Origin of the sequence: Streptomyces roseochromogenus subsp. oscitans DS 12.976 (genome assembly GCF_000497445.1) — a bacterium.
GTDB lineage: Bacteria > Actinomycetota > Actinomycetes > Streptomycetales > Streptomycetaceae > Streptomyces > Streptomyces oscitans.
Map to the genome: position 1 here is coordinate 5,151,918 of NZ_CM002285.1, position 25,005 is coordinate 5,176,922.

Consider the following 25,005-nt stretch of genomic DNA (forward strand, 5'->3'; position numbering starts at 1 on the left):
CGGAGGGTCACGCGCGTTCACAACCGAATACCGCTCATCCAGAGGGGCAGAGGGACACGGCCCGATGAAGCCCCGGCAACCCTCCAGCCGATACTCGTAGATCAACCTGATCAGGTCTGATCGCTCCGCGAGGCTCCCGGCTAGGGAAGGTGCCAAATCCGTCTCATGGCGAGATGCGTCATGAGGAAGATGAGGAGAAAGGGCCTCGCCTCCATGGCTGTGCAGACAGTTGCAAGCACCAGCGAATCCACCGTCGACCTCGGTCCCGCCGCGGCCCTGAGCTGTCGCGAGTGCGGGCATCGTGTCCCGCTCGGCCCGGTCTTCGCCTGCGAGGAGTGTTTCGGCCCGCTGGAGATCGCCTACGACTTCTCCGGCTACGACACCGAAGAGCTGCGCCGCCGTATCGAGGCCGGCCCGGCGAACATCTGGCGGTACGCCCCGCTGCTGCCCGTCCCGGCGGACGTGGCCGAAAAGCCCAACCTGAACCCGGGCTGGACCAAGCTGGTCAAGGCCGACAACCTCGCCCACGAGCTGGGCGTCACCGGCGGCCTGTATGTGAAGGACGACTCCGGCAATCCGACGCACTCCTTCAAGGACCGCGTCGTCGCCCAGGCCCTGGAGGCCGCCCGCGCCTTCGGCTTCACCACGCTCTCCTGCTCCTCGACCGGCAACCTGGCCGGTGCCGTCGGCGCCGCCGCGGCCCGCGCCGGCTTCCGCTCCTGCGTGTTCATCCCGCATGACCTGGAGCAGGGCAAGGTCGTCATGGCCGCGGTCTACGGCGGCGAACTGGTCGGCATCGAGGGCAACTACGACGATGTGAACCGCTTCTGCTCGGAGCTGATCGGCGACCCGGCCGGCGAGGGCTGGGGCTTCGTCAACGTCAATCTGCGGCCGTACTACGCGGAGGGCTCCAAGACCCTCGCGTACGAGATCTGCGAGCAGCTCGGCTGGCGGCTGCCCGACCAGATCGTGATCCCGATCGCCTCCGGCTCCCAGCTCACGAAGATCGACAAGGGTCTGAAGGAGCTGATCGAGCTGGGTCTGGTCGAGGACAAGCCGTACAAGGTCTTCGGCGCGCAGGCCGAGGGCTGCTCGCCGGTGTCGACGGCCTTCAAGGCCGGCCATGACGTGGTCCGCCCCCAGAAGCCGAACACCATCGCCAAGTCCCTCGCCATCGGCAACCCGGCCGACGGCCCCTACGTCCTCGACATCGCGCGCCGCACCGGCGGTGCCGTGGAGGACGTGACGGACGAGGAAGTCGTCGACGCCATCAAACTGCTGGCCCGCACCGAGGGCATCTTCGCGGAGACGGCGGGCGGTGTGACCGTGGGCGTCACCCGCAAGCTGATCAAGGACGGCGTCCTGGACCCGACGAAGACCACGGTGGTTCTCAACACCGGTGACGGGCTGAAGACGCTGGACGCGGTGGCTGGTACAGGGCTGACCGCGACCATTCGTCCCAGCCTTGATTCGTTCCGCGAGGCCGGCCTCGCGTAACTGAGTTCGTCTGCGGGCCGGTGGGGGCTGGTCGTGCCCACGCGGCGGTAGCCGTACATCAAATACAGCCCCGCGCCCCTGGGGCGTCACCCTGACCGGAGGTTTCATCGTGAGCGTGACCGTTCGCATCCCGACCATCCTGCGCACCTACACCGGTGGGCAGGCCGAAGTGGCCGCCGAAGGCGCCACCCTCGCCGAGGTCATCGAGGACCTGGAGAAGAACCACACCGGGATCGCCGCCCGCGTCCTGGACGACCAGGGCAAGCTGCGCCGTTTCGTGAACGTCTACGTCAACGACGACGACGTCCGCTTCGAGCAGGGCCTTCAGACCGCCACCCCGGACGGCGCGGGTGTCTCCATCATCCCGGCGGTCGCCGGCGGCTGATCGTTACCTTGGGTAACTTCAGTTACCCATTGTTCATTGAATTGCCTCCTCCGTGAGAGAAGCGGAGGGGGCGATTCTGCGTGATTGAGCGCGGTACAGTTGGGGAACCTGGTCGCGGCCTTCGGGTCGCGAGCCCTGGATTCGTGCCGCACGCCCGACAAGAAGCAGCCAAAGTACGCGGGTTTTATGCGGCTTTTGTGGCCTTTGTGTGGCCCGACTTGCCCCGAAGTCGGGCGAATTCTCACCACATTCCGGACCGTTCCCGTCCAGAATTCTCGTCCGATTGACCTGTTGCAGACGGCAGTTGGACAGATACATTCAGCCGCGGTCGACGCGTTCCGGCGCACGCCCCCGACCGATTTGGGGGGTGAGGTCTGACCCGGGTCCGCGAAGTGTGGATCTGTGCAAGGGCCAGTAATAGGGGAGTTAGGCATGGCTCAGGGCACCGTCAAGTGGTTCAACGCGGAGAAGGGGTACGGCTTCATCGCGGTCGACGGTGGTGCGGATGTTTTCGTCCACTACAGTGCGATCCAGATGGACGGTTACCGCACCCTGGAAGAGGGACAGCGGGTCGACTTCGAGATCTCGCAGGGTCAGAAGGGCCCGCAGGCGGACATGGTCAAGCTGGCGACCAGCTGAAGCACGCGTCGGCTGACAGCGACGTTCTTCTGCTCATCTTCGAAGGGCCCGTACCTCCTGGGGTGCGGGCCCTTCGTCATGCCCGGCGCGCCCCCTGTTCATGCCCGGCGTTCATGCCCGGCGCCCCCCGTTCGCGCGCGGCTGAGCGAGGCCCCCGGCAGGCGCGAGGCGCTTGCACTCGGGCATGCCGAGTGCTAATCATTGGCGTTAGCACTCTGAAGGTGAGAGTGACAAAGAAGGACCGGGTCGGTGAGGTCCGCGGGCCACGTGGGGCAGGGAACCACAGGCCGGCGAACCGTCCGTCGCGGGCGCGGGCGCGGTCCGAAGGAATCACCCCCAGTCCTGGAGGGACCACTTCACATGGCCAAGATCATCGCGTTCGACGAGGAGGCGCGGCGCGGCCTCGAGCGCGGCATGAACCAGCTCGCGGACGCCGTCAAGGTGACGCTCGGCCCCAAGGGTCGCAACGTCGTCCTCGAGAAGAAGTGGGGCGCCCCCACGATCACCAACGATGGTGTCTCCATCGCCAAGGAGATCGAGCTCGAGGACCCGTACGAGAAGATCGGCGCCGAGCTGGTCAAGGAAGTCGCGAAGAAGACCGACGACGTAGCCGGTGACGGCACGACGACCGCGACCGTCCTGGCCCAGGCCCTGGTCAAGGAAGGCCTGCGCAACGTCGCCGCCGGCGCCAACCCGATGGCCCTCAAGCGCGGTATCGAGAAGGCCGTGGAGGCCGTCTCCGCCGCCCTGCTGGAGCAGGCGAAGGACGTCGAGACCAAGGAGCAGATCGCCTCCACCGCGTCCATCTCCGCCGCCGACACCCAGATCGGCGAGCTGATCGCCGAGGCCATGGACAAGGTCGGCAAGGAAGGCGTCATCACCGTCGAGGAGAGCAACACCTTCGGTCTGGAGCTTGAGCTCACCGAGGGCATGCGCTTCGACAAGGGCTACATCTCCGCCTACTTCGCGACCGACATGGAGCGCATGGAGGCGGCGCTGGAGGACCCGTACATCCTCATCGCCAACTCCAAGATCTCCTCGGTCAAGGACCTGCTCCCGCTGCTGGAGAAGGTCATGCAGTCGGGCAAGCCGCTGCTGATCATCGCCGAGGACGTCGAGGGCGAGGCCCTGTCGACCCTGGTCGTCAACAAGATCCGCGGCACCTTCAAGTCCGTCGCCGTCAAGGCCCCGGGCTTCGGCGACCGCCGCAAGGCCATGCTCGGCGACATCGCCATCCTCACGGGCGGCGAGGTCATCTCCGAGGAGGTCGGCCTCAAGCTGGAGAACGCGACCCTGGACCTCCTGGGCCGCGCCCGCAAGGTCGTCATCACCAAGGACGAGACCACCATCGTCGACGGCGCCGGCTCCTCGGAGCAGGTGGGCGGCCGGGTCAACCAGATCCGCGCCGAGATCGAGAACAGCGACTCGGACTACGACCGCGAGAAGCTGCAGGAGCGCCTGGCGAAGCTCGCCGGCGGTGTCGCGGTCATCAAGGCCGGTGCCGCCACCGAGGTGGAGCTCAAGGAGCGCAAGCACCGCATCGAGGACGCCGTGCGCAACGCCAAGGCGGCCGTCGAGGAGGGCATCGTCGCCGGTGGTGGCGTGGCCCTGCTGCAGGCCTCCTCGGTCTTCGAGAAGCTGGACCTGGAGGGTGACGAGGCGACCGGCGCCAACGCCGTGAAGCTCGCCCTGGAGGCCCCGCTGAAGCAGATCGCCGTCAACGGTGGTCTTGAGGGTGGCGTCGTCGTGGAGAAGGTGCGCAACCTGGCCGTCGGCCACGGTCTGAACGCCGCCACGGGCGAATACGTCGACATGATCGCCGAGGGCATCATCGACCCGGCGAAGGTGACCCGTTCCGCCCTGCAGAACGCCGCCTCCATCGCCGCGCTGTTCCTCACCACCGAGGCCGTCATCGCCGACAAGCCGGAGAAGGCCGCCGCGCCGGCCGGCGGCGGCATGCCGGGCGGTGACATGGACTTCTGATCGACCTGACGGTTGATCGCCTGTCCTTCGGACCGAGGGCGGTGCTTCCAGCTTCTGGCTGGGGGTGCCGCTCTCGGGCGTTTCACGTGCCTCAGTCGGCGTAGTCCTTGAGTTCCTCAGTGTCCAGGGTGATGCTCACCGGCGGTGGGAGTTCGACGGTGGCGCCCCAGGGATAGGACGGGGACTGCTGGTAGCGGCCGTCTTTGGGGTCGCTGTAGACGACGACGGTGTTGTTGTCGCGGTCGATGAGGAGGTAGACAGGGATGTCGACCGCTCCATAGCCGACCGGCTTGTCGATACGGTCGCGCTGGTTGGTGTCGCGGTCGTGAGAGGTGATCTCTACGGCCATGAGGGCGCCGTCGGCCGGGGACCAGTTGCCGTGTCCCCTCAAGTGGCCCCTAGGCGTGAGGAAGCCGTCCGTGATGGCGCGGCCCTTGCGGTATGCCTCGGTCTTGACACCTCGTTCGGGCACGAGGTTCAGTTCGGGGCGCTGCTGCATGCACTGACGGAGCAGCCACATGAAGATCTCGCAGTGGTTGCCGTCCGGCATTGCCTTGACCTCTAGCTTTCCGTTGCTGTACTCAAGCCGGACGGTCTCCGGCGCCCGGCGTGCGAGTTCCTCGAAGTCCTCGACGCTGAGCGGATCCTTGGTACGGACGCGCCCGTCGATGAATTCGAGCCGCACGCCCTCCGGGGCCACACTGGCGAGTTCCTCGAAGTCCTCGATGGGCATCTGCGGGCGTTCAGCGGTGCTGGGGGTCATGGCGTCGCCTCCTCCCCTCCATCGTGCCCCGGGGTGGTGTCGTCGGACCGTAGGAGCGGTCATACGGGTGTCCTCTCTCGTCGCTTCAGGGACATCGCAGCCCGGATCTCGCCCGCGCGGGCGTGGACTGCGGGGGCGGGCAGGGGTGTACGGGGGCGCTCGGGAGCGCGTTCGCCCCGGCAGCCGCCGCACACGCCCCCCGGCAGTGCCTCCGGCTGCCCCGGGACCCCGCACTCCGCGCACTCCAGGACTCGGCGAGGTGGGCGGCGGACCGGTTCCGGCGGGAGTTTGTCGATCAGGCGGCAGCGGACCAAGGCGGCCGGGTGATGGACCGGCGTGGGCAGGCCCTCGGTCAGCGCGCGGAGTACGGCCTCGTCGGTGGCCCCACGAGCGAACCACCCCTCCACCAGCGGGGCGAGCGCGGCGCAGTCGGCGGCGGAGAGGGACAGGAGCGGGGCCGTACGACCCAGGGCGGCGAGCAGGATGTGGGCTCGGGAGCGGGTGGGGCGGGGCCGGTCCGGCGGCTCGTCCTTCGCCGGTACGTCGCCGCGTGTGAACGCCGCCCACCAGGTGTCGTCACGGGTGGTACGGGAGAACCACGTTCGGGTGATCCAGCGCGCGCCGCCGGAGCCGGTCAGGTGTTCCCGGCCCCTGCGTAAGTGGCCCGCCCGCTGGAGGTTGTTGAGAGCCGTTCGCAGGGCGCACTGGCCGTACGGGAGCTGCTTGGCCAGCGTTTTCACCGAGACGTCGGCACCTTCGGGTAGGCGGTCGATGTACGCGGCGATGGCGGCTTCGCGGGGCGGGAGGTGCGCGAAGTCGTGGTTGGTGCGGGGGAGTTGGTCAGGGGCGGAGCGCTTGCCGTAACCCGGATTGGCCATCGGGTGCGGGGTCGCATGCGCGGGCAGGGAGGCAGGACTAAGCTGGGCTTCAGCCACGGGATCGCTTCTCCGATCTCGTTGGTCAGACCCCCGCAGGTGTTTGCCGCACCTGGCGGGGGTTGTTCGTATGCGGGACGTTAGAGGTTTGTGACTGTCCGTGGCAAGTCGGTCGCGGCAAGTCAACTCGCAGGGTGGGAGGGTGGGTTGAGCCCACCACCCATTCCGCAGAAAGAGGTCTCGAAGCTCGGCGCCCGGAGCTCAAGCGCCGACGTTCCTGAGGTTTTCGACGAACGCCGACCAGGCCTCCGGCCGGAACACGAGCTTCGGTCCTTGGGGGGTTTTGGAGTCGCGGACGGGGACGAGGGCTGGGAAGTCGCGGGTGACTTCCAGGCAGTCGTCGCCGCCGCCTCCGCTGTAGCTCGACTTGTACCAGGTGGCCGCGCTCAGGTCGTAATCAGGGATGTTCCTCATGGGCGCAATCCTGCGCCAACGTCTCGACGAGGGCTAGGGACTTCTCCCGCGAGAGTGCGGAGGCCACGAGGAGATCGAACGTGAACCTCAGTTGGGTGACCGTGGCCGGGTCGTCCTCCAGTCGCCCGGTGCGCACCCCCTCGTAATAGACAAGCGGAGGGGCGTCCTCGAACTCCATCAGCTTCAGGGCACCCTGCATTGCTGCGTGCGCTCCCGCGCTGAGGGGCAGCACCTGCACGATGACCCGGCTCCGGCGGATCAGGCTCGCGATGTGGCGCAGGGCCTCCGCCATCACCTCTCGGCCACCGGTCTCCCGGCGTAACGCCGCCTCGTCAAGCACGGTCCACAACACCGGCTTTGTTGGGTGGTCAAGTAGACGGGTCCGCACCATCCGGCCTTCCGTCCACTCCTCGATGGTCTCCTCCGGTGCCGTCGGGTCGTACGCGCGGTTCACGGCTCGTGCGTAAGCGGGTGTCTGGAGCAGGCCGGGAATCAGGAGCGGTGCGTACTGTCTGATCACCGCGGCCTGCGCTTCCGCCTCCGCTGCCTCCCCAAAGTGCTCCGGATACTTCGACTTGGCCGCCGCCTTGCAGTTCCGCTTGAAGAAGCCCCCTGTATTCAGGGCTTCGTCCAGCATTGCCGCGATCTCCGGCTGCATCCGCCGTGTTCCAGCCTCCAGTTGGCCGATGAACGACCCGCTGACGAACAGCTTCGCGCCCAGCTCCTCCTGGCTGAGCCCCGCTCTCTCCCTCGCGTGCCGAAGCTCCGCGCCCAGCAGGGCCCTGGGTGATGACGACGGGTCGAGATCCTTCGGTCCTGCCATGGCAACTCCCGGTCTGACAGCAGAGTTTGTTGGGGCGCCCTCTCTGGCCAGGGTAGAGCGCTGACGGCCACTCTGTGTGGTGTACGTGAACACTCAGCGTGGAGGGATTGGCGCAATGGAGATGAAGGAAATGACGGTGGATGAGCGGCCCGCCCGTTCTGCCGAGGAAGCGGTGGAGCGGGTGCGCGCGGCCCTGTATGACGTCGGGATCGTTCTTCCGTCGCTCCGGATCGACCCGGTGACCGGCGCCCACGGGCACCCGTACGCCCTGGTCGATCTGGGCCGCTGCAACATCGGCGTCGCCTCGAAGCTGGCGGCGGTCCTCCGGGCGAAGGGCTGTCCGCCGGATTCGGCCGAGACGCCGACGGACGAGGCGCTGCGGGAGCGGGTGCGGCGACTGAACCGGGAGAGTGTGAGGGGCGTCACGTGAAGGCCTTCGCCGGGTTCGGAATGTGGGGCAGCGCATAGGCGATTACTTAAGGAGCTGCAACAATGCGTATTCACATACCGACCGGTTAACACCCGGCACCCCCCTCACGAGGAGCCCCCACGTGACCGTCACGACCCCCGCCTCCCGCGCGGCCCAGATACTCTCCCGTCCGATCGCGCTCAACGGCCTCACCGTCCCCAACCGGATCGTGATGGCGCCGATGACGCGGATGTTCTCCCCGGGCGGCATCCCGGGCGAGGACGTGCGGTCGTACTACGCCCGACGTGCCGCCGCCGGTGTCGGGCTGATCGTCACCGAGGGGACGTACGTCGGCCACGAGTCGGCCGGGCAGAGCGACCGGGTGCCGAGGTTCCACGGGGAGGAGCAGCTCGCGGGCTGGGCGAAGGTCGCCGAGGACGTGCACGCGGCGGGCGGCACCATCGTCCCGCAGCTCTGGCACATCGGCATGGTCCGCAAGGACGGTGACGCCCCCTACCCGGACGCCCCCGCGATGGGCCCGTCCGGCCTGGTCACGGCGGGCGCCGAGGCTACCGGCAAAGCGATGACGCAGGCCGACCTGGACGCCGTCATCGGCGCGTTCGCCGCGGCCGCCGCCGACGCCGAGCGCATCGGTTTCGACGGCGTGGAGCTGCACGGCGCCCACGGCTACCTCCTCGACCAGTTCCTGTGGGAGGGCACCAACCGCCGTACCGACGCCTACGGCGGCGACCCGGTGGCCCGTACGAAGTTCTCCGCGGAGATCGTCGCGGCGGTCCGTGCGGCCGTCTCGCCCGAGTTCCCGGTCATCTTCCGCTACTCGCAGTGGAAGCAGCAGGACTACACCGCCCGGCTCGCCGAGACCCCCGAGGAGCTGGAAGCCATCCTGACCCCGCTCGCCGCGGCCGGCGTCGATGTCTTCCACGCCTCCACCCGCCGCTACTGGCTGCCGGAGTTCGACGGCTCGGACCTGAACCTGGCCGGCTGGACGAAGAAGCTCACCGGCAAGCAGGTCATCACGGTCGGCTCGGTCGGCCTCGACGGCGACTTCCTCAACGCCTTCCAGGGCGAGGGCTCCCCGACCCAGGGCATCGACAACCTCCTCGACCGGCTGGAGGCCGAGGAGTTCGACATGGTCGCCGTCGGCCGCGCGCTGCTCCAGGACCCGGAGTGGGCGGCCAAGGTGCTCGCGGACCGTTCGGACGAGCTGAAGCCGTACGACGCAGCCGCTGTGAAGACCCTCAGCTGAGGTCCTGAAAACTCTCAGCCGGCGTCTCCGGGCGGGCACTTGTGATCGTGGTCGTGCGTTCCCTTGATGAGCGCTGACGCAGTGAGGGAGCGAGGAGCGAGATGACGACGAGTGAGTCCGAGGCGACCCCGGACACCGACGGCACCAGTCGCGTGGTGCGCACCGCCTCCGGCGCGGTGCGTGGCCTGCGTGAGCGGGGTCTGTCGGTGTTCCGGGGCATACCCTTCGCCGCACCTCCCGTCGGTCCGGCCCGCTTTCAGGCCCCGCGGCCGCCCCAGCCCTGGGACGGTGTCCGGGAGGCGTACGCCTTCGGGCCGCCGCCCCCGCAGGAGACGGGCTTCGTCGGACGCCTGGTCCCGCTCCCGCCCCCGCAGAGCGACGACTGGCTGACGGTCAACGTCTGGACCCCGGATCCGGACCCTTCCGCCGCCCGCCCGGTGATGGTGTGGATCCACGGCGGCGCGTTCAAACTGGGCCACTCCGGCCAGCCGGGTTATGACGCCCAGCATCTCGCTCGCGCTGGTGACGTCGTGGTCGTCACCCTCAACTACCGTGTGGGCATGGAGGGTTTCGCCCTCTGGGCCGGCGCCCCGGCCAACCGTGGGCTGCTGGACCAGGTGGCGGCCCTGGAATGGGTCCAGGAGAACATCGCCGCGTTCGGCGGCGACCCCGCCCAGGTCACGGTGTTCGGCGAGTCGGCGGGCGCGGGTTCCGTCGCCGCCCTGCTGGCGATGCCCAGAGCGCGGGGGCTGTTCCGGCGCGCGGTGACCCAGAGCGCGCCCGGCACGTTCTTCTCCGCCGACCTGGCCCGCGACATAGCGGTGGCACTGGCGGCCGAGGCGGACCGCGAGCCCACGGCGGCCGACCTGGCGACGGTGGCGCCGCAGCGGCTCACCGAGGCGGGCGCGGCGCTGGGCACCAAGATGGGCCAGTACACCGCCCGTTGGGGCCAGGTGGCCCCGACCACCGTCCCCTTCGGCCCGGTCGTCGACGGCGAGATCCTCCCCGGCACCCCCTGGCAGGCCCTCGCCTCCGGCGCGGCCCGCGACATCGACCTCCTCGTCGGCCACAACCGCGACGAGTACCGACTGTTCCTGGTCATGGCGGGCCTGTCCGGCAAGGTCACGGACGACCTGGCGACGACGGCCCTGCGGATGTACGCGCCGGGCGGCGAGACGGGCGAGAAGGCCTACCGCGCCGCCTTCCCGGATGCCTCCGCCGAGCAGCTCTTCGCTCGCGTCCAGACCGACTGGCTGTTCGCGCTGCCGACCCTGCGCCTCGCGGAGGCCCAGCACACGGGCGGCGGCCGCGCGCATGTCTACGAACTGACCTGGCCGGCCCCCGACACCGGCGGCGAGCTCGGCGCCTGCCACGCCCTGGACATCCCGCTGCTCTTCGGCACGTACGGCGCGGACCTCGGCGCTCTTCTCTTCCCCGGCGGCAGACCCACACCGGAGGCGGAGCGGCTCACGTCCTTCTTCCACCGTGCCTGGACGGCGTTCGCCCGGACCGGCGACCCCGGCTGGCCGGCCTACGACCCGCACTCCCGCCTGGTCCAGGTCCTGGACGCGGAGCCGGAGGTGGCGCCGTACCCGGAGGAGAAGAGCAGGCTCCTGTGGGAGGGGTACGACTTCCCGCCCTTGCCCCTGCTGGGCTGACGGCGGGGAGAGGGGCGGCAGGGGGAGAGGGCGGTGGGGGCGCTACAGGTTCCCCATGTTCCCCATGTTCCCCATGGGCTCGATGTCGACGTGCACCGGCGTGCCCCACACCCGCAGCACCTCGTAGTCGGTGAACTCGTGCACGAGCCGGTAGGCCATCGCGGGCCGGGACGAGCGCCGCTGGGCGGCGAGATACGCCTCGGCCTCCCGCCGGTCCCGCCGGGGCGTGCCGCACAGCTGCCACTCCTGCCCGCTCCACGCCTCCGGCAGCCAGCGCTGCTGCGGCTGGGGCCGGTCGGCGCGGACGCCGTACCGGGAGGGCGCGGTGGCGACGGGCGTGGGCTCGGCCCGCCCGCCCTGGAACTCAGAGCGGCGGGCGGCCCGGCGCCTGGTCTCGCAGAGCAGGCACAGATCGGGCGCGCTCTCGTCCACGGGCCCCTGCGGATGCTCGGCACACCGGGTGGCGGGCGCGCTGCTCCCGGCGCTCTCCTCCACCAGGTCGAGCGCCCGGCGAAGATCCGCCTTGATCTCGTGCAGCCGGGTGTCCGGGGTGTCGGCGGTGAGGGCCTCCCCGTGCTCCCCGAGGAGCCGGAGCGCCCTTCCGAGGGCGGCGAGCTGGGCGTGGTTCATGGTCAGCCTGCGTACACCTTTCCTGCCCCGGTGTCCAGCGGAGATCGCTTCCCCGGTGTCCGGCGACCGTGGTGGCGCGGTTCCCGCTCGTGGTGGACTGGCCGCGTGACGATACTGCCGAGCCGACTGGTGCAGGCCCTCCACCGCTTCAACGCCGCCCACCCCTGGGACCACAACGCGCACTATCACCCTTGGCTGCTGCGGCAGTTGCCGCGCCGGTTCGGCAGCGCCCTGGACGTGGGATGCGGCAGCGGGGACCTGGTGCGGCGGCTGGCCGGGCACGCGGAGTCGGTCGTCGGCGTGGACGCGGACCCCCGGATTCTGGACAGGGCACGGGAGCTGACGGACGCGTCGGCCCCGGTCACCTACACCCGCGCCGCCGCCCCGCACGGCCTCCCCTCCGGCCCCTACGACGTCATCACCTGTGTCGCCGTACTGCACCACCTCCCCTGTGCCGACAGCCTCGCCCGCTTCCGGCGCGAACTCGCCCCCGGCGGCACCCTGGTGGTCGTCGGCTGCGCCCGGCCCCAGGGCGCCCTCGACCACGCGATCGGGCTGGCGGCCGTACCGCTCAACGCGCTGATCGGGTGGGCGAAGAACCGGGGGCGGGCCACGGCGCACCGGCCGCTCTCCATGACCGCGCTCACGCGTGACCCGGAGCTGACCCTCGACGAGATCGGCCGCGAGGCGGCCCGGCTGCTTCCCGGTGCCCGGCTACGACGCCGGCTGTTCTGGCGTTACACCCTCGTCTGGCGTGCCCCTGCCGCTCCGCGAGGCCGCTGAACAACCGGCGCCGGGTCGTCAGCCGTGGAGCTGGCTGAGGGTGCTGCCCGCCCCGCACACGGGGACGGCCGCGATGGCACCGGCCGCCAGCGCCAGCGGTGAGGTGGGCTGGAGAACGGGAAGTACGTTGAGGTTGCCGGCACAGGTCACGGCATCGTTGTCCAACTCGCGGTCGCCGGCGTGGGCGGGGGCGGTCAGGGCCGCGACGGACAGGGCCAGGACGGCTGTGGCCAGGAGCTTCTTCATCATGCCCGGGGGAACGACTGGCCGGGCGGGATGTCACGCGGGTGCGGCCACACGGGGACGGCGCGGGAAGCCGAAGAGGTAGGTCGCCGTGAAGCCGACCGCGTACCCGGTGAGCAGCCCGCCCGCGTAGACCGCCAACGCCACCGCCGGGCCCCGGTTCCCGGTCAGCAGCGGGAACAGCGCCCAGCCCGACGGGCCGATCGCCGTCGCGCCCACCTTGGTGCCGAGCATCGCGAAGAAACCGACGAAGCCCCCGCCCGCCGCCCCGCCCGCGCAGGCGGTCAGGAACGGCCGGCCGAGGGGCAGCGAGACGCCGTAGATCAGCGGTTCGCCGACGCCGAGCAGGCCGGCCGGGAGGGCCGAGCGGATCGTCGTACGCAGGGAGTCGTGGGAGACGTCGTGGCGCAGCCGGACGTACACCGCGAGCGCCGCGCCCACCTGGCCCGCGCCCGCCATGGCCAGCAGGGGGAGCAGCACGGTGTAGCCCTGCTGCTCGATGAGGGTGGTGTGGATGGGGATGAGGGCCTGGTGCAGGCCCAGCATGACCAGGGGCAGGAAGAGACCGCCGAGGAGCAGTCCGGCGGCCGCCCCGGCGGTGGCCAGCAGCCAGTCGGCAGCCGTGCCGATCGCGGCGGCCACCGCACCGGCCGCGTACATCAGGCCGTACAGCGTGACCAGGCCGGACACGAGGACGGTGAGCGTGGGCGTGAGCAGGACGTCCAGCGCGCCCGGCACCCGGCCCCGTACCCACTTCTCCACCCGGGTCGCGAGCAGCGCCGCGGCCAGCGCGCCGAGCACCCCGCCCTGTCCGGGCGCGAGGTGCGTCCCGGACACCGTCACCTTCGCGACGCCCGGGTAGACGACGACGGCCGCGGCCGCGCCGCCCAGTACGGGGGTGCCGCCGAACTCCTTCGCCGCGTTGACGCCGACGAACGCCGCGATCAGGGCCAGGAAGGCCGACGCGATGGCCGACAGGGCCGGGGTGAGGCCGGGCAGCCAACCGGTGTTCAGCAGCAGCCCGTTGACGCCGGACAGGATGCCGCAGCCGATCAGTGCGGGGATGAGCGGTACGAAGACGTTCGCGACGCGGCGCAGGGCGGTCTTGAGCGGGGTGGCGTTACGGCGCCGCAGGACTTCTCGTACGTCGGTGCCGTCGCGCAGCTCGGTGGCCTTCGGCAGGCCGGTGCCGTCGCCCGGCTCGGTGCCGTTGGCGCCCGGTTGCCCCGCCGTGATCCGTGCTGTCACCTCCGCCGTGACCTTGTCGACCACCCCGGGGCCGAGCACGATCTGCCAGGCGGGCCCGTCGGCCACCACCCCCACCACACCGGGCAGGGCTCGCAGCGCCGCCTCGTCCGCTGCCGCCGGATCGGCGAGGGACAGCCGGAGACGGGTCATGCAGTGGGCCACGGAGGTGACGTTGGCCGGGCCGCCGACCCGGTCGAGGACGGCGGCCGCGGTGGCGGCGGGGCCAGGGGAGGCGGGGTGATCAGGGGAGGCGGGGTGGTCGTTGCGCACGCCCCGAGCGTGCGGGTCAGCGGGGCGCGTGCGCCAGCGCGGCACGCAGATGCCCGCCGGACTCCTCCAGAAGGCGGGCGGCCGTCGGGCCGTCGACGCCGGCGAGGAGGGCGAGGATGGCGTTCTTCACCTCCCCGCCGGACTCGGTGAGGGCCTTCTCGATCTCCGCGTCCGAGGCGCCCGTGGCCAGGGACACGATCCGGCGGGAGCGGGCCCGGAGCTTGTCGTTCGACACCCGTACGTCGACCATCAGATTCCCGTAGGTCTTGCCGAGCCGGATCATCGTGATCGTCGAGAGCATGTTGAGGACCAGCTTCTGGGCCGTACCGGCCTTCAGCCGGGTGGACCCGGTGATCAGCTCGGGCCCCACGACGACCTCGATGCCGTGCTCGGCGGCGGCCGCGAGCGCGCTGTCCGCGTTGCAGGACAGGCCGACGGTCAGGGCGCCCAGGGCGCGGGCGTGCTCGACGGCGCTGATCGCGTAAGGGGTGCGGCCGGAGGCGGAGATGCCGACAACGGTGTCGGCGGGGGCGAGTTTCAGCGCGTCCAGGTCCTGCCGGGCCAGCTCCCCGGAGTCCTCGGCGCCCTCCACCGAGGTGACCATGGCCGCGGGTCCGCCCGCGATCAGGCCGACGACCTGCCCGGGTTCGGTGTTGAAGGTGGGCGGGCACTCGGAGGCGTCCAGCACGCCCAGCCGCCCGGCGGTACCGGCACCGGCGTAGATCAGCCGACCGCCGTTCGCCATGCGCTCGGCCATGGCGTCGATGGCGGCGGCGATGCGGGGCAACTGCGTCGACACGGCGGTGGGCACGGCGGCGTCCTCGCCGTTCATCAGGCGGGCGATGTCGAGGGTGGGCAGACGGTCGATGTCGGCGAGCTCGGGACGGAAGGCTTCGGTGGTCAGGGAAGCCAGCTGGCTGCGCAGCTCATGGGAGGTCATGGGGGGTGGCTCTCTCAGGTCTGGGTGCCGTTGTGCGTGCTGGTGCTCACCTGGGGTTGGTGCGATGCCGGTGAGCCAGCGCCTCGTACGACGCGGCCAGCGCGGGCGCCGCCGTCTCGTACGTCCGCTGCGCCACTCCCACGAACAGGCAGTCCACCACGAGCAGTTGACTCGTCCGCGAGGACATCGCGGCCGGTCGCAGCTCGCTCTCCCGTGAGGTGGACGTGGTCAGTACGTGGTCGGCGTACTGGGTGACCGGCGAGTCGGGCCGGCCGGTGATGGCCACGGTCGTGGCCCCGTGTTCGAAAGCGACCCGCAACGGCTCGATGACGTCCCCCGTCGAGCCGGAGTGGGTGATGGCGATCGCCACGTCACCGGAGCGGAGCTGCACCGCGTTGGTCACCGCGAGGTGCGGATCGCTGTGGGCGTGGGCTATGAGCCCTATCCGCAGCAGCTTCTGTGTGAGGTCCTGGGCGACGAGCCCGGACGCGCCGATGCCGTACACGTCGGTGCGGCGGGCCCCGGCCAGCGCGCCCACGGCGGCGCCGAGCTGGACGGTGTCGAGTCCGGCGGCCGTGTCGGCGAGGGTCTGCTGTTCCTCGTAGGCCAGCTTGGTGACGACGTCGGCGATGGGGTCGTCCACCGCGATGTCGGTCGTGATCGCGGGCGCGCGGCCCGACTGTTGCTGTGCGGCGAGCCCGGCGAGGGCGAGCCGCAGATCTCGGTAGCCGGGGTAGCCGAGGAGCCGGGCGGTGCGGACGACGGTGGCCTCGCTGGTGCCGGTGAGCTCGGCGAGGCCGGTGACCGTGAGGGCGGCGCAGCCGGCCGGGTCGTTCGCCACGGCCTCGGCGACGCGCTGCATGGACCGGGTCATGGAAGGGGCGAGGGTGCGCACCTTGGCGGAGAGCGAGCCGCCCGGACTGCCGAAAATTTCCTTCACGTCCTGGGTCACGAGTGAAAGATATTTTCGGTTCGGTGTTGTGGTCAAGAGTGCGCACAATGGGTTCCATGGATCCCCTCAGTCCCCTTGAGCAGGCCTTGCATGCCGCGCGGGCCCTCGTGCTCGCCGATCTGGTCGCGGGCGAGGTCGCGGAGGCGGACGTGGTCTCGCTGGTCGAGGACTCCGTCATGGAGCGGCGCTGGTGGGTCGAGCAGTGGCCGGAAGGCGCCGCCTTTGTCGCCGGGCTGATCGCCCAGGACGTTCAGGACGCGCTGCTGGACCGGTACGGCCGCTGGCCGCTGTGCCCGGTGTGCCGCACCGGCGACCCGCACGCGCTGGACGTGGAGCCCGAGCTGGGTCCCGACCCGCACTGGGTGTGCCACAAGGCGGGCGTGAAGGTCGCGGCGGTGGGCTCGCTGGGCTCGGCCACCGGCGGGATGACCTCGTCGTGACGCTGTACATCGACCCGCCCGCCTGGCCCGGCCACGGCCGCATGTGGTCGCACCTGGTGAGCGATGTGTCGTACGACGAACTGCACGCGTTCGCCGAGCGGTTGGGCGTGCCGAGGCGCGCCTTCGAGCGCGATCACTACGACCTTCCGGCGCACCGGTACGCGGACGCGGTGGCGGCCGGGGCGGTGCGGGTCGGCTCCAAGGAGCTGGTCCGCCGGCTCACCCAGGCCGGACTGCGGCGCCCGAAGGGCCGGCCGGCCGCGTAGGGGCGGGACTGAACCGGCCTTCTGCCTCACCGGCGGATGTAGAGCTGGAGCCCGGTGTCCATGCCGTGTTCCTCGTGGGCGACCCGCTCCTCCTCCACGGTCGCCCGGGTGAACCCGGCCCGGGACACCACGCGCTGCGAGGGGACGTTGGCGTGCTCGATCGTCGCGAAGACCATCGAGACGTCGTCCCTGGCCAGCGCCTGCTCCGTCAGGGTGCGCACCGCCTCGGTGGCGTACCCCTGGCCCCGGGCACCCTCGACCAGGTCGTAGCCGATCTCCACCCGGCCCTGTTCGTTCGGGGCGGTGTGGAAGCCGATGCCGCCGATCGCCCGGCCGTCCTCGTGCCGGACGAGTGCGAAGACCCCGAACTCCGGCCGGTGCACGCCGGTTTCGTACGCCTTCACCAGGAAGGAGGCGGCCTGTCGGGTGCCCTCGTACGGCTCGCCATTGAGCCAGTCGAAGCCGCCGTCACCGCCCAGGGACAGATCGCGGGCGGCGGCCGGGCGGAGGCCGGTGAGGGTGAGGCGCTCGGCGGGGATGACGAGGTTGTTGTGCCAGCGCCACTCGGTGACCGGGGCGCGGCCTGGCAGCTCGCCGCGGCCGGTGGCCCACAGCAGGGTCGGCCAAGGGGCGGGGCCGGGCTGGACGTGCGGGAAGAGGCAGGTCAGGACGGACTCGGCGAGGTCGGCCGGCGGCTCGTAGGGGATGCCCAGGCCCTCCGCCATGTCGTGGCTGTGGAGCAGCACCTCGGCGACGCCCATCGCGGCGAAGCCCACCCGGTCGGCGCTGCGGAAGGGGTAGGGGTGGAAGGCGCGGACGCCGGGCGGGGTGGTGCGGACGGTGGCGGCGAGCAGGGCGCCGGTCGTCTCGATGACGTGCAGCAGGCCCGCGTTGTCGGTGCCCTCGTCGAGGGTCAGCTCGAAGGGGACGTAGGCGTCCTGTGCGCGTCCGGCCAGGTTGGCGGCGTAGGCGACGAGGTCGTCGGCGACATGGACCGCGGTGGTGTGGCAGTCCCACTCCAGCCGCCCGGCCGGGACGGCCGTCCAGTCCCGGTCCACCGCCGTGCGCAGCATCGCGGTGCAGCCTGCCACGGCCTCGATCACGTCATCCCCGTTTGTCGCTCGCATGGGGCGAACCCTAAGGGGGCCCCTTCCCTCAGGTCGACAGCATTTCCAGCTCGGCCGAGAGGTTGTAGCGGGCGGTGGCCTCCCAGTGCTCCTGCCCGTACGGGGTGCGGAACAGCCGTGGCAGGTCGAGGAGTTGACGCAGAATCGCCGAACGCCCCTGCCGGAAGGCGTCGTTCGGCACGAAGTGGTACTCCTCGCGCACCTCGGCGGTGTAGGCGGCGTACGCCGACGGGGACGCGGCCAGGATCGCCAGGTCGGCGTCGCACAGCACCTGGCCGTCGCGGTCGTCGTCGGCCGGGTCGTGCGTGACGGTGAGCCGCACCAGCCGGGCCACCTCGGCGGTCCTGTCCCGTGAGACCCCGGCCTCGGGCAGCGCACGCTCGGCGAGCCGGGCGGACCGCTCCTCGTTCGCCGACCGCTCGGGCAGATACACGGCATCGTGGAACCAGGCGGCCAGCCGTACGACGTCCGGATCGGCGGCGTACTCCTCCAGTACGTCGACACGGTCGAGGACCGCCGCCAGGTGCTCCACGGTGTGGTACCGCCGCTGCGGCTCCTGCCAGCGGCGCAGCAGGGCGTCGGCGTACCGGTACGGGTCCGGGGCGCGGGAGTCGTCGTCCCGTACCGCGAGCAGGGCGCGCAGCCAGCGGGAACGCAGGTCGTCGAGGTCGGCCATGCCGCCATTCTCCCGCCGGGCGACCCGATGCACCTGGGACAGGCCCTGGGGTGGTCGCCCGCGGGCGGATACGAGCCGGCCGGCGTGCAGGGAGGTGGAGCTCGGCATCTTCGGATGGGGGCATCTTCGGGTGAGGGCGCTCCCGTACAGGCGTAGTCTTGGAATTGGACTAGACCTGTAGCCGTCGGCGGTATGCGCCGAGGAATGCCGAGGAATGGGGTGCCATGAGCAAGCGTGCAGTCCTGGAGGTGATCGCTCTCGACGTCGAGGACGCGGTCGCCGCCCAGGCCGGAGGCGCGGACCGCCTGGAACTGGTCACCGACATGGCGGCCGACGGGCTGACCCCGTCGGTGGCCGTCTTCGCCGGGATCCGGGCCGCCGTCGACATCGACCTGCGCGTGATGCTCCGCCTCACGGACGGGTTCGCGGCCGGTGACGTGGAGCGGCTCGTGGGAGTGGCCGCGGAGCTGCGGGCGGCCGGCGCCGACCAGTTCGTGCTCGGGTTCCTCGACGCGCACGGCGGGGTGGACCTGCCGGCGGTGGAGCGGGTGGTCGGCGCGCTGGACGGCTGCGCGTGGACCTTCCACCGGGCGATCGACCGGGCCGCCGACCGCGACGCCCTGCGCAAGCAGCTCGCCGACCTGCCGGGGCTGGACACCTACCTGACCGCGGGCGCCGCCGACGGCGTGGACGAGGGTCTGCCGACGCTGGTCGCCGAGGCGGGACGGCGCGGGGAGCCGGGCTACGACCAGACGCTCCTCGTCGGCGGCGGCCTGCGCCTGGAACACGTACGGCCGCTGCGCAGCGCCGGGATCGACGCGTTCCACATCGGCGGCGCGGCGCGCTCCGCGGGTTGGGCGGGGGCGGTTTCCGAGGGGGCTGTGCGGGAGTGGCGGAGGGCGTTGGACGCGGAGTAGCGCCGTCGGGATGCGGATCGCGTGCCGGGTGCGGGCCGTTTGCGGAGCCGCATGTCGAATGCGGCCCCGCGTCCCTTGGGGAGCTGCCCCCGTCGGCGTCGTCAGCCGGCCGCCAGCCCGACGAGTACGAGGAGCACCAGCAGTGCGAAGGCGGTGAGCGGGGCGATGCCCACCAGTCCGGTCGGGCGCCCGAACACAGGGCGGCCCGGGTCCAGCCCGGGGCGCTGGGCGGCGGCCGCTGCGGGGAGCTTGCGGATCCTGGACAGGGTGAAGAGGTTGATCAGCAGCGTGATGGGCGTGATGAGCATCGACATCGGACCCCACCACCCCATCGCCAGGGTGTCCGCCTGCATCTTCCGGAAGACGGCGAGAGCGCAGGAGCGGCAGAAGGTGCCCTCTCGCCGCAGGAACCGCATGATCACCAGAAAGCCCTGGTGGCCGCGGATCGTCACCGGCGCCGCGGGCACCCCGCCGCACACCTCGCACCCGATGGCGGGAGCGGCCGGGTACCCGCCGGGGGCCTGCTGGTACGCGGCCTGCCCGTAGCCGCTGGGCATCTGCGGGTGGGGAGCCTGTCCGTAGCCTGCGGGCGCCTGCGGGTACGGAGCCTGACCGTAGCCTGCCGGCGCCTGCGGGTGGGGAGCCTGCTCGTAGCCGCCGGGGGTCTGCGGGTACGGAGCCTGACCGTAGCCGCCCGGCGCCGGCTCGTAGGGAGCCTGGCCGTAGCCGGCGGACGCCTGCTGGTGGTGCCCGGGGTACTGGTGGTGCGTGGGGTGCGGAGGCGGGGGAGTGCTCAACGGGAGCCTTTCCATGGGGACGTGACAAGCCGGAGAGCACCCTAGGCCGTCAGGCCAACTGGGCCGGTACCGGGGCCGAGTGCGTCACGATCAGCCCCGACACTGCACGCGTCAGCGCTACATACAGCCGCCGCAGACCCGTCCGTTCGTCCGGCTCGCCGTCCACCACCGCCTGCGGCTCGTCCAGGACCACGTAGTCGTACTCCAGACCCTTGGCGAGCGACGCCGGGACCAGGGTGAGGCGGGTCTCACGGGTGGTCTCCTCGCCGGGGGCGAGACAGGTGATCCCCGCCGCCGTCAGGGCCTCGGACAGGGCCGGGATACGGGCGTCGGCGGCGATCAGCCCCGTCGAGCCCTCGTTGGCCAGCAACTCCTCGCACGCGGCGACGACTTCGGCGGTCCCCGCGGTCGTACGGACCTCGAAGAAACCGGGGTTCTCACGGACGGAGGCCACCGGTGTGAGGCCGGGCGCGATGTGCGGGAGGAGCCGGGAGGCGTACGTGATGACGTCCGCGGGGACGCGGAAACCGGCCGTCAGCTCCTCGATCACGCCCTCGCGCTTGCCGAGATGGGCCAGCGCCTCGCCCCAGCTGCGGGTCGCCCAGGGCGTCGTACCCTGCGCCAGGTCGCCGAGGACGGTCGCGCTGCCGGTGGTGCAGCGGCGCCCCACGGCCCGGTACTGCATGGGGGAGAGGTCCTGCGCCTCGTCGAGGACGACATGGCCCAGCGAGTGCGTGCGCTGGATCAGATCCGCCGCCTCGTCGATCAGCACCGCGTCCGCGGGCGACCACTTGGCCGACTTCACGCCGCGCACCGGCTTGGCCCACAGGATCGTCCGCTGCTCGTCCTCGTCCAGGACCCCCGCGGCGTGCTCGGCGAGGAAGCCGGCGTCCGTCAGCAGCCGCAGGACCAGCTTCGCCGGGTCCACCACCGGCCAGCTCTCCTTCACGACCGCCTTCACCGCGCTGTTGCGGGCGACGGCGTCCTGCACCCGGTCGTCCGGGGCCTCCCCGGCCCGCTCCATCTGCACCAGCACCGCGTGCGCGATCCGCTGCGGCAGGGCCTCGCGGGCGGCGCCGTAACGGATGTCCCGCTGCAGCAACTCCCGGACGATCTCCTCCAGTTCGTACGACGGCACCCGCCAGCGGCGCGAGCCGCGCACCACCACGACCGCCTCCGTCGGCAGGGTCACATGGGAGTACAGGGCCCGCCGCAGCACCTCGGCCATCCGGGCGTCACCCTTGATCACGGCCGCGGCCGCGTCGTCCGCGCCGCGCACCTCCACGTGCGCCACCAGGTCGTCCACGGTGGCCTGCTGCACGGCCAACTCGCCCAGGGCCGGCAGGACTTGCTCGATGTAGTGCAGGAAGGAGCGGTTCGGTCCGATGACGAGCGTGCCGGTGCGGGCGAGCCGCTCCCGGTGGGCGTAGAGGAGATAGGCGACCCGGTGCAGGCCGACTGCGGTCTTCCCGGTCCCCGGGCCTCCCTGTACGCACACGGTCCCGTCCAGCCCGCTGCGGACGATGTCGTCCTGCTCGGGCTGGATGGTGGCGACGATGTCCCGCATGGGGCCGACGCGCGGCCGCTCGATCTCCTGCTGGAGCAGCTTGCTGGCCTTCGCGGTCTCCTCCGGGTCGGACAGATACTCGTCCTCGTAGGCCGTGAGATCGCCGCCGGTGTAGCCGAAGCGGCGGCGCAGCCCGATGTCCATCGGGTCCTTCTTGGACGCCCGGTAGAACGGCTGCGAGACCGGGGCACGCCAGTCGATGACCATGGGGTCGCCGCCGGCGTCGTGCACATGCCGCCGCCCGATGTAGAACTGCTCGCCGTCCGCACCCTCGGCCTGATCCGCACCCGGTGCGTGCAGGTAATCCAGCCGGCCGAAGAACAGCGGGGTGTCGCTGAGGTCGGCCAGCGCCTTGATCCGCTCGTCGATCTGGCGGGACAGCACCTGGGCGTCGACCCAGTTCGCGGTGGCGTACCGGATGTCCAGCGACTCCACGTCCTCACGCATGGCACGCAGCGCGGCACGGGAGGAGGCGAGGTGGGAACGCTCTCGGGAGAGGGGGTCGGCAGGGCCTTCGAGGGGTTCGTGGGCGGGCGCGGACAAGGGGGTGCCTCCGGTGGGCCTGCTGGGTGGCTACGACGATGCCGCACGGTTTCCGACCGGGCGACGGCACTCCGCTAGGGGGGAGGCGGGCAAGAGAGAGGATTTTAGTCAGGGCGCACAGGCGGCGCCAATGAATTTCCCGCCCGGCGTCTCAGCTCCCGGTGCCCTGCGGTCTGACCGCGTCGAACAGGGGCCAGCCGTCCACCTCCGCCTCCACCGGCCCCGCTGCCGGAAACAGCCCACGGGCCAGGGCCTCGTCCAGCAACGCCCGCACGCTGCCCGGCTCGTGGAGATTCAGGTACTCCCGGTCCGGCAGACGTATCGCCGCGCCCTCGTCGTGGCAGCCGTCGGCGATGATCCGGTCGGACGCCGGCCGGAACACCAGACGCAGCCGGGCCCGGCTTCCGGGACGCCACAGCGTCACCGTGCTGCTGCACCCGGGGTAGCCTCGCACCCGATCGTGCCGGTGCCAGAAGCACCAGCCGTACACCGTGCCGCCCAGCACCACGCGACGGACCCTGCGCCTGCTCCCCATGGCGGCACTCTAGAACGATCACCGCGCCCTGGCCCCTAGGGGACACAGACCCCCCGAAGTAGGGGCCGGGGTCGACCCGGAGGCCTAGTCCGAGGCGTCCTGAAGTGGCTCCGGAGACCGATGCGGGTCTCATGCCCGGCGATCCACCATGGAGACATGAGCGCAGCAACCATCTCTCCGGCCCCCGCCCGACCCCCGTCCGGTGCCACGGCGGCCGACGGGCCCCACCATCACCCGCTCGGCAACGCCCTGCGCGCGATCAAGGTGTTCGCGGAGGCCGCGTTCAACGTGATCATCCTCGGCGAGTACGGCGAGGAAGCGGGCATACGCCGTCGGTGACCGCTCCCTCGGCCGGCCGTCGGCTCAGCTCTCCGCAAGGATCTCGTCGGCGTCCACGATCCGGTAGGCGTAGCCCTGTTCGGCCAGGAAGCGCTGGCGGTGGGCGGCGAAGTCCTGGTCGATGGTGTCGCGGGCGACGACCGAGTAGAAGTGCGCCTGGTGGCCGTCGGCCTTCGGACGCAGGACCCGGCCGAGCCGCTGGGCCTCCTCCTGGCGGGAGCCGAAGGTTCCGGACACCTGGATGGCGACGGTGGCCTCCGGCAGATCGATGGAGAAGTTGGCGACCTTGGAGACGACGAGCACACTGATCTCGCCTTCCCTGAAGGCGTCGAAGAGCTTCTCGCGCTGGGCGTTGGACGTCTCGCCCTTGATGACGGGGGCGTTCAAGTGCTCGCCCAGTTCGTCGAGTTGGTCGATGTACTGGCCGATGACGAGGATCTGCTGCCCGGCGAACCGGCGCACGATCGCCTCCGTCACCTTCCGCTTCGTGTCCGTCGTCGCACAGAAGCGGTACTTCTCCTCCGTCTCGGCGGTCGCGTACGCCAGCCGCTCGGAGTCGGTGAGGTTCACCCGGACCTCGACACAGTCCGCCGGCGCGATGTACCCCTGCGCCTCGATCTCCTTCCACGGCGCGTCGAACCGCTTCGGCCCGATGAGGGAGAACACGTCCGACTCGCGGCCGTCCTCACGGACGAGGGTGGCTGTCAGACCGAGCCTGCGCCGTGCCTGCAGATCGGCGGTGAACTTGAAGACGGGAGCCGGCAGCAGATGCACCTCGTCGTAGAGGATCAGCCCCCAGTCCCGGGAGTCGAACAGCTCCAGGTGCGGGTAGACACCCTTCCGCTTGGTCGTCAGCACCTGGTAGGTGGCGATGGTGACCGGGCGGATCTCCTTCTTCGTCCCGCTGTACTCACCGATCTCGTCCTCGGTCAGCGAGGTCCGCTTCACCAGCTCGTGCTTCCACTGCCGGGCGGAGACGGTGTTGGTGACGAGGATGAGGGTGGTGGACTTCGCCTGGGCCATCGAACCGGCGCCGACCAGCGTCTTCCCGGCGCCGCACGGGAGCACTACCACCCCGCTGCCGCCGTGCCAGAAGTTCTCCACGGCCTGCTTCTGGTACGGCCTGAGCGCCCAGCCCTCCTCCAGCAGCTCGATCGGATGCGCCTCACCGTCGACGTACCCGGCGAGATCCTCGGCCGGCCAGCCCAGTTTCAGCAGCACCTGCTTGATCTGCCCGCGCTCGGACGGATGCACGACGACCGAGTCCGGGTCGATCCGCGCCCCCACCAGCGGGGCGATCCGCTTGGACTTCAGCACCTCCTCCAGCACCGGCCGGTCCGTGGTGGTGAGCACGAGCCCGTGCGCGGGGTGCTTGGACAGGGTCAGGCGGCCGTAGCGGTCCATGGTCTCGGCGATGTCGACCAGCAGCGCGTGCGGCACCGGATACCGGCTGTACTGCACCAGCGCGTCCACCACCTGCTCGGCGTCATGCCCGGCGGCGCGCGCGTTCCACAGCCCGAGCGGCGTGACCCGGTAGGTGTGAATGTGCTCGGGCGCCCGCTCCAGCTCGGCGAACGGCGCGATGGCCCGACGACAGTCGTCGGCCCGCTCGTGGTCGACTTCCAGGAGCAGGGTCTTGTCGGACTGGACGATCAGTGGACCATTCACGCGCGGTACACCCTTTCCATACGGCCAAACGTCCAGTGTGCCCTATTGGCCGATGATCAGGGTCAGTCCTCCGCCAGCTCCGCCACCCCCGTGATCCGGTGCAGGGGATAGGTGCGGACCTCGTCCGCCGTGTGGTCGTAGGCCGTGACGAAGCCGCCCTCGACGCGGACCGGGGCGATGACGCGCTGGCTGGCGGTGCCCTCGGCGTTGACGTAGCCGATCCAGAGGGACTCGCCGGTCAGGACGGCAGCCTGCATGGTGGCCAGGGTCTCGGCGGAGGAGGTGCGGGGC

The 25,005-nt window shown here is 70.9% G+C and carries 28 protein-coding genes and 1 riboswitch; of the genes, 12 read left to right on the forward strand and 16 right to left on the reverse strand.

The window, feature by feature from the left end; all coding sequences use genetic code 11:
• Positions 1-31: 31 nt before the first annotated feature.
• A riboswitch (SAM riboswitch) is annotated at positions 32-196 on the forward strand.
• Positions 197-213: 17 nt separating this feature from the next.
• The 4 genes from thrC (at position 214) to groL (ending at position 4,504) form a co-directional block, all read left to right on the forward strand.
• Positions 214-1,497: a threonine synthase gene (gene thrC, locus M878_RS71980; protein ID WP_031225484.1), complete on the forward strand. Its 1,284-nt coding sequence runs from the start codon at positions 214-216 to the stop codon at positions 1,495-1,497.
• A 109-nt stretch (positions 1,498-1,606) separates the two neighbouring features.
• Positions 1,607-1,882 (forward strand): MoaD/ThiS family protein, encoded by a 276-nt coding sequence (locus M878_RS71985; protein ID WP_023549334.1) that lies wholly within the window; start codon positions 1,607-1,609, stop codon positions 1,880-1,882.
• A gap of 432 nt (positions 1,883-2,314) precedes the next feature.
• Positions 2,315-2,521: a cold-shock protein gene (locus M878_RS71990; RefSeq protein WP_023549335.1), complete on the forward strand. Its 207-nt coding sequence runs from the start codon at positions 2,315-2,317 to the stop codon at positions 2,519-2,521.
• A 360-nt stretch (positions 2,522-2,881) separates the two neighbouring features.
• A complete protein-coding gene (groL, locus tag M878_RS71995; protein ID WP_023549336.1) occupies positions 2,882-4,504 on the forward strand; it encodes a chaperonin GroEL in 1,623 nt (540 codons plus the stop codon).
• A gap of 91 nt (positions 4,505-4,595) precedes the next feature.
• On the opposite strand, the gene M878_RS72000 is transcribed toward groL, so the two are convergent.
• From M878_RS72000 to M878_RS72015, 4 genes are all read right to left on the reverse strand, one after another.
• Positions 4,596-5,267 (reverse strand): Uma2 family endonuclease, encoded by a 672-nt coding sequence (locus tag M878_RS72000; RefSeq protein WP_023549337.1) that lies wholly within the window; start codon positions 5,265-5,267, stop codon positions 4,596-4,598.
• 59 nt (positions 5,268-5,326) lie between these two features.
• The gene (locus tag M878_RS72005) at positions 5,327-6,145 is read right to left on the reverse strand and encodes a hypothetical protein (protein WP_023549338.1); all 819 of its coding nucleotides are present in this window, start codon (positions 6,143-6,145) and stop codon (positions 5,327-5,329) included.
• A gap of 258 nt (positions 6,146-6,403) precedes the next feature.
• Positions 6,404-6,616: a DUF397 domain-containing protein gene (locus M878_RS72010; protein WP_023549339.1), complete on the reverse strand. Its 213-nt coding sequence runs from the start codon at positions 6,614-6,616 to the stop codon at positions 6,404-6,406.
• Positions 6,600-7,439, reverse strand: a complete 840-nt coding sequence (locus tag M878_RS72015) for a helix-turn-helix domain-containing protein (RefSeq protein WP_023549340.1) — start codon at positions 7,437-7,439, stop codon at positions 6,600-6,602. Before M878_RS72015 ends, M878_RS72010 begins: the two co-directional genes overlap by 17 nt.
• Before the next feature lie 79 nt (positions 7,440-7,518).
• Here M878_RS72015 and M878_RS72020 point away from each other — a divergent pair, with 79 nt between their 5' ends.
• The 3 genes from M878_RS72020 (at position 7,519) to M878_RS72030 (ending at position 10,773) form a co-directional block, all read left to right on the forward strand.
• Positions 7,519-7,869 carry a hypothetical protein gene (locus M878_RS72020; RefSeq protein WP_245238174.1) on the forward strand — a complete coding sequence of 117 codons (351 nt, stop codon included), beginning with the start codon at positions 7,519-7,521 and terminating at the stop codon, positions 7,867-7,869.
• Between the two features lie 121 nt (positions 7,870-7,990).
• Positions 7,991-9,115 carry an NADH:flavin oxidoreductase gene (locus tag M878_RS72025; RefSeq protein WP_023549342.1) on the forward strand — a complete coding sequence of 375 codons (1,125 nt, stop codon included), beginning with the start codon at positions 7,991-7,993 and terminating at the stop codon, positions 9,113-9,115.
• 101 nt (positions 9,116-9,216) lie between these two features.
• The gene (locus M878_RS72030; protein WP_023549343.1) at positions 9,217-10,773 is read left to right on the forward strand and encodes a carboxylesterase/lipase family protein; all 1,557 of its coding nucleotides are present in this window, start codon (positions 9,217-9,219) and stop codon (positions 10,771-10,773) included.
• A 42-nt stretch (positions 10,774-10,815) separates the two neighbouring features.
• Here M878_RS72030 and M878_RS72035 read toward each other — a convergent pair whose 3' ends face one another.
• On the reverse strand, positions 10,816-11,403 hold the full coding sequence (locus M878_RS72035; protein ID WP_023549344.1) for a hypothetical protein: 588 nt from the start codon (positions 11,401-11,403) through the stop codon (positions 10,816-10,818).
• 105 nt (positions 11,404-11,508) lie between these two features.
• Between M878_RS72035 and M878_RS72040 the strand changes: the two genes are divergently transcribed.
• The gene (locus M878_RS72040) at positions 11,509-12,186 is read left to right on the forward strand and encodes a class I SAM-dependent methyltransferase (RefSeq protein WP_023549345.1); all 678 of its coding nucleotides are present in this window, start codon (positions 11,509-11,511) and stop codon (positions 12,184-12,186) included.
• 18 nt (positions 12,187-12,204) lie between these two features.
• On the opposite strand, the gene M878_RS72045 is transcribed toward M878_RS72040, so the two are convergent.
• From M878_RS72045 to M878_RS72060, 4 genes are read right to left on the reverse strand one after another with little or no spacing between them, the layout of a single operon-like run.
• Entirely contained in the window at positions 12,205-12,435 is a 231-nt protein-coding gene (locus M878_RS72045; RefSeq protein ID WP_023549346.1) for a hypothetical protein, read from the reverse strand.
• A gap of 30 nt (positions 12,436-12,465) precedes the next feature.
• Positions 12,466-13,947, reverse strand: a complete 1,482-nt coding sequence (locus tag M878_RS72050) for a PTS transporter subunit EIIC (protein WP_051430282.1) — start codon at positions 13,945-13,947, stop codon at positions 12,466-12,468.
• Positions 13,948-13,963: 16 nt separating this feature from the next.
• Positions 13,964-14,887, reverse strand: coding sequence for an N-acetylmuramic acid 6-phosphate etherase (murQ, locus tag M878_RS72055; protein WP_023549348.1), 924 nt, complete (start codon positions 14,885-14,887; stop codon positions 13,964-13,966).
• A 46-nt stretch (positions 14,888-14,933) separates the two neighbouring features.
• The gene (locus M878_RS72060; protein ID WP_023549349.1) at positions 14,934-15,839 is read right to left on the reverse strand and encodes a MurR/RpiR family transcriptional regulator; all 906 of its coding nucleotides are present in this window, start codon (positions 15,837-15,839) and stop codon (positions 14,934-14,936) included.
• A 56-nt stretch (positions 15,840-15,895) separates the two neighbouring features.
• Here M878_RS72060 and M878_RS72065 point away from each other — a divergent pair, with 56 nt between their 5' ends.
• Together M878_RS72065 and M878_RS72070 are read left to right on the forward strand one after the other, a co-directional pair.
• Positions 15,896-16,279, forward strand: a complete 384-nt coding sequence (locus M878_RS72065) for a hypothetical protein (RefSeq protein WP_031225489.1) — start codon at positions 15,896-15,898, stop codon at positions 16,277-16,279.
• The gene (locus tag M878_RS72070; protein ID WP_023549351.1) at positions 16,276-16,545 is read left to right on the forward strand and encodes a DUF4031 domain-containing protein; all 270 of its coding nucleotides are present in this window, start codon (positions 16,276-16,278) and stop codon (positions 16,543-16,545) included. The genes M878_RS72065 and M878_RS72070 overlap by 4 nt, the downstream gene beginning before the upstream one ends.
• Positions 16,546-16,571: 26 nt before the next feature.
• Here M878_RS72070 and M878_RS72075 read toward each other — a convergent pair whose 3' ends face one another.
• Both M878_RS72075 and M878_RS72080 read right to left on the reverse strand, forming a co-directional pair.
• Complete coding sequence (locus tag M878_RS72075) at positions 16,572-17,648, reverse strand: GNAT family N-acetyltransferase (RefSeq protein WP_023549352.1); 1,077 nt, start codon at positions 17,646-17,648, stop codon at positions 16,572-16,574.
• 52 nt (positions 17,649-17,700) lie between these two features.
• On the reverse strand, positions 17,701-18,348 hold the full coding sequence (locus tag M878_RS72080; RefSeq protein ID WP_031225491.1) for an HD domain-containing protein: 648 nt from the start codon (positions 18,346-18,348) through the stop codon (positions 17,701-17,703).
• Positions 18,349-18,572: 224 nt separating this feature from the next.
• Here M878_RS72080 and M878_RS72085 point away from each other — a divergent pair, with 224 nt between their 5' ends.
• Positions 18,573-19,265, forward strand: a complete 693-nt coding sequence (locus M878_RS72085) for a copper homeostasis protein CutC (protein ID WP_023549354.1) — start codon at positions 18,573-18,575, stop codon at positions 19,263-19,265.
• Positions 19,266-19,366: 101 nt separating this feature from the next.
• On the opposite strand, the gene M878_RS98950 is transcribed toward M878_RS72085, so the two are convergent.
• The 3 genes from M878_RS98950 to M878_RS72095 all read right to left on the reverse strand — a co-directional run bounded on the left by M878_RS98950 (position 19,367) and on the right by M878_RS72095 (position 22,707).
• The gene (locus M878_RS98950; protein ID WP_023549355.1) at positions 19,367-20,062 is read right to left on the reverse strand and encodes a hypothetical protein; all 696 of its coding nucleotides are present in this window, start codon (positions 20,060-20,062) and stop codon (positions 19,367-19,369) included.
• Between the two features lie 49 nt (positions 20,063-20,111).
• Positions 20,112-22,172, reverse strand: a complete 2,061-nt coding sequence (locus M878_RS72090; RefSeq protein WP_023549356.1) for a HelD family protein — start codon at positions 22,170-22,172, stop codon at positions 20,112-20,114.
• A 151-nt stretch (positions 22,173-22,323) separates the two neighbouring features.
• Complete coding sequence (locus M878_RS72095) at positions 22,324-22,707, reverse strand: hypothetical protein (RefSeq protein WP_031225493.1); 384 nt, start codon at positions 22,705-22,707, stop codon at positions 22,324-22,326.
• 156 nt (positions 22,708-22,863) lie between these two features.
• Here M878_RS72095 and M878_RS72100 point away from each other — a divergent pair, with 156 nt between their 5' ends.
• Positions 22,864-23,046 (forward strand): hypothetical protein, encoded by a 183-nt coding sequence (locus tag M878_RS72100; RefSeq protein ID WP_023549358.1) that lies wholly within the window; start codon positions 22,864-22,866, stop codon positions 23,044-23,046.
• 24 nt (positions 23,047-23,070) lie between these two features.
• On the opposite strand, the gene M878_RS72105 is transcribed toward M878_RS72100, so the two are convergent.
• Positions 23,071-24,714, reverse strand: a complete 1,644-nt coding sequence (locus M878_RS72105; protein WP_023549359.1) for a DNA repair helicase XPB — start codon at positions 24,712-24,714, stop codon at positions 23,071-23,073.
• A gap of 62 nt (positions 24,715-24,776) precedes the next feature.
• Positions 24,777-25,005 (reverse strand): WYL domain-containing protein (locus tag M878_RS48510; RefSeq protein ID WP_031225494.1); only part of this gene is annotated, 229 nt, incomplete at its 5' end.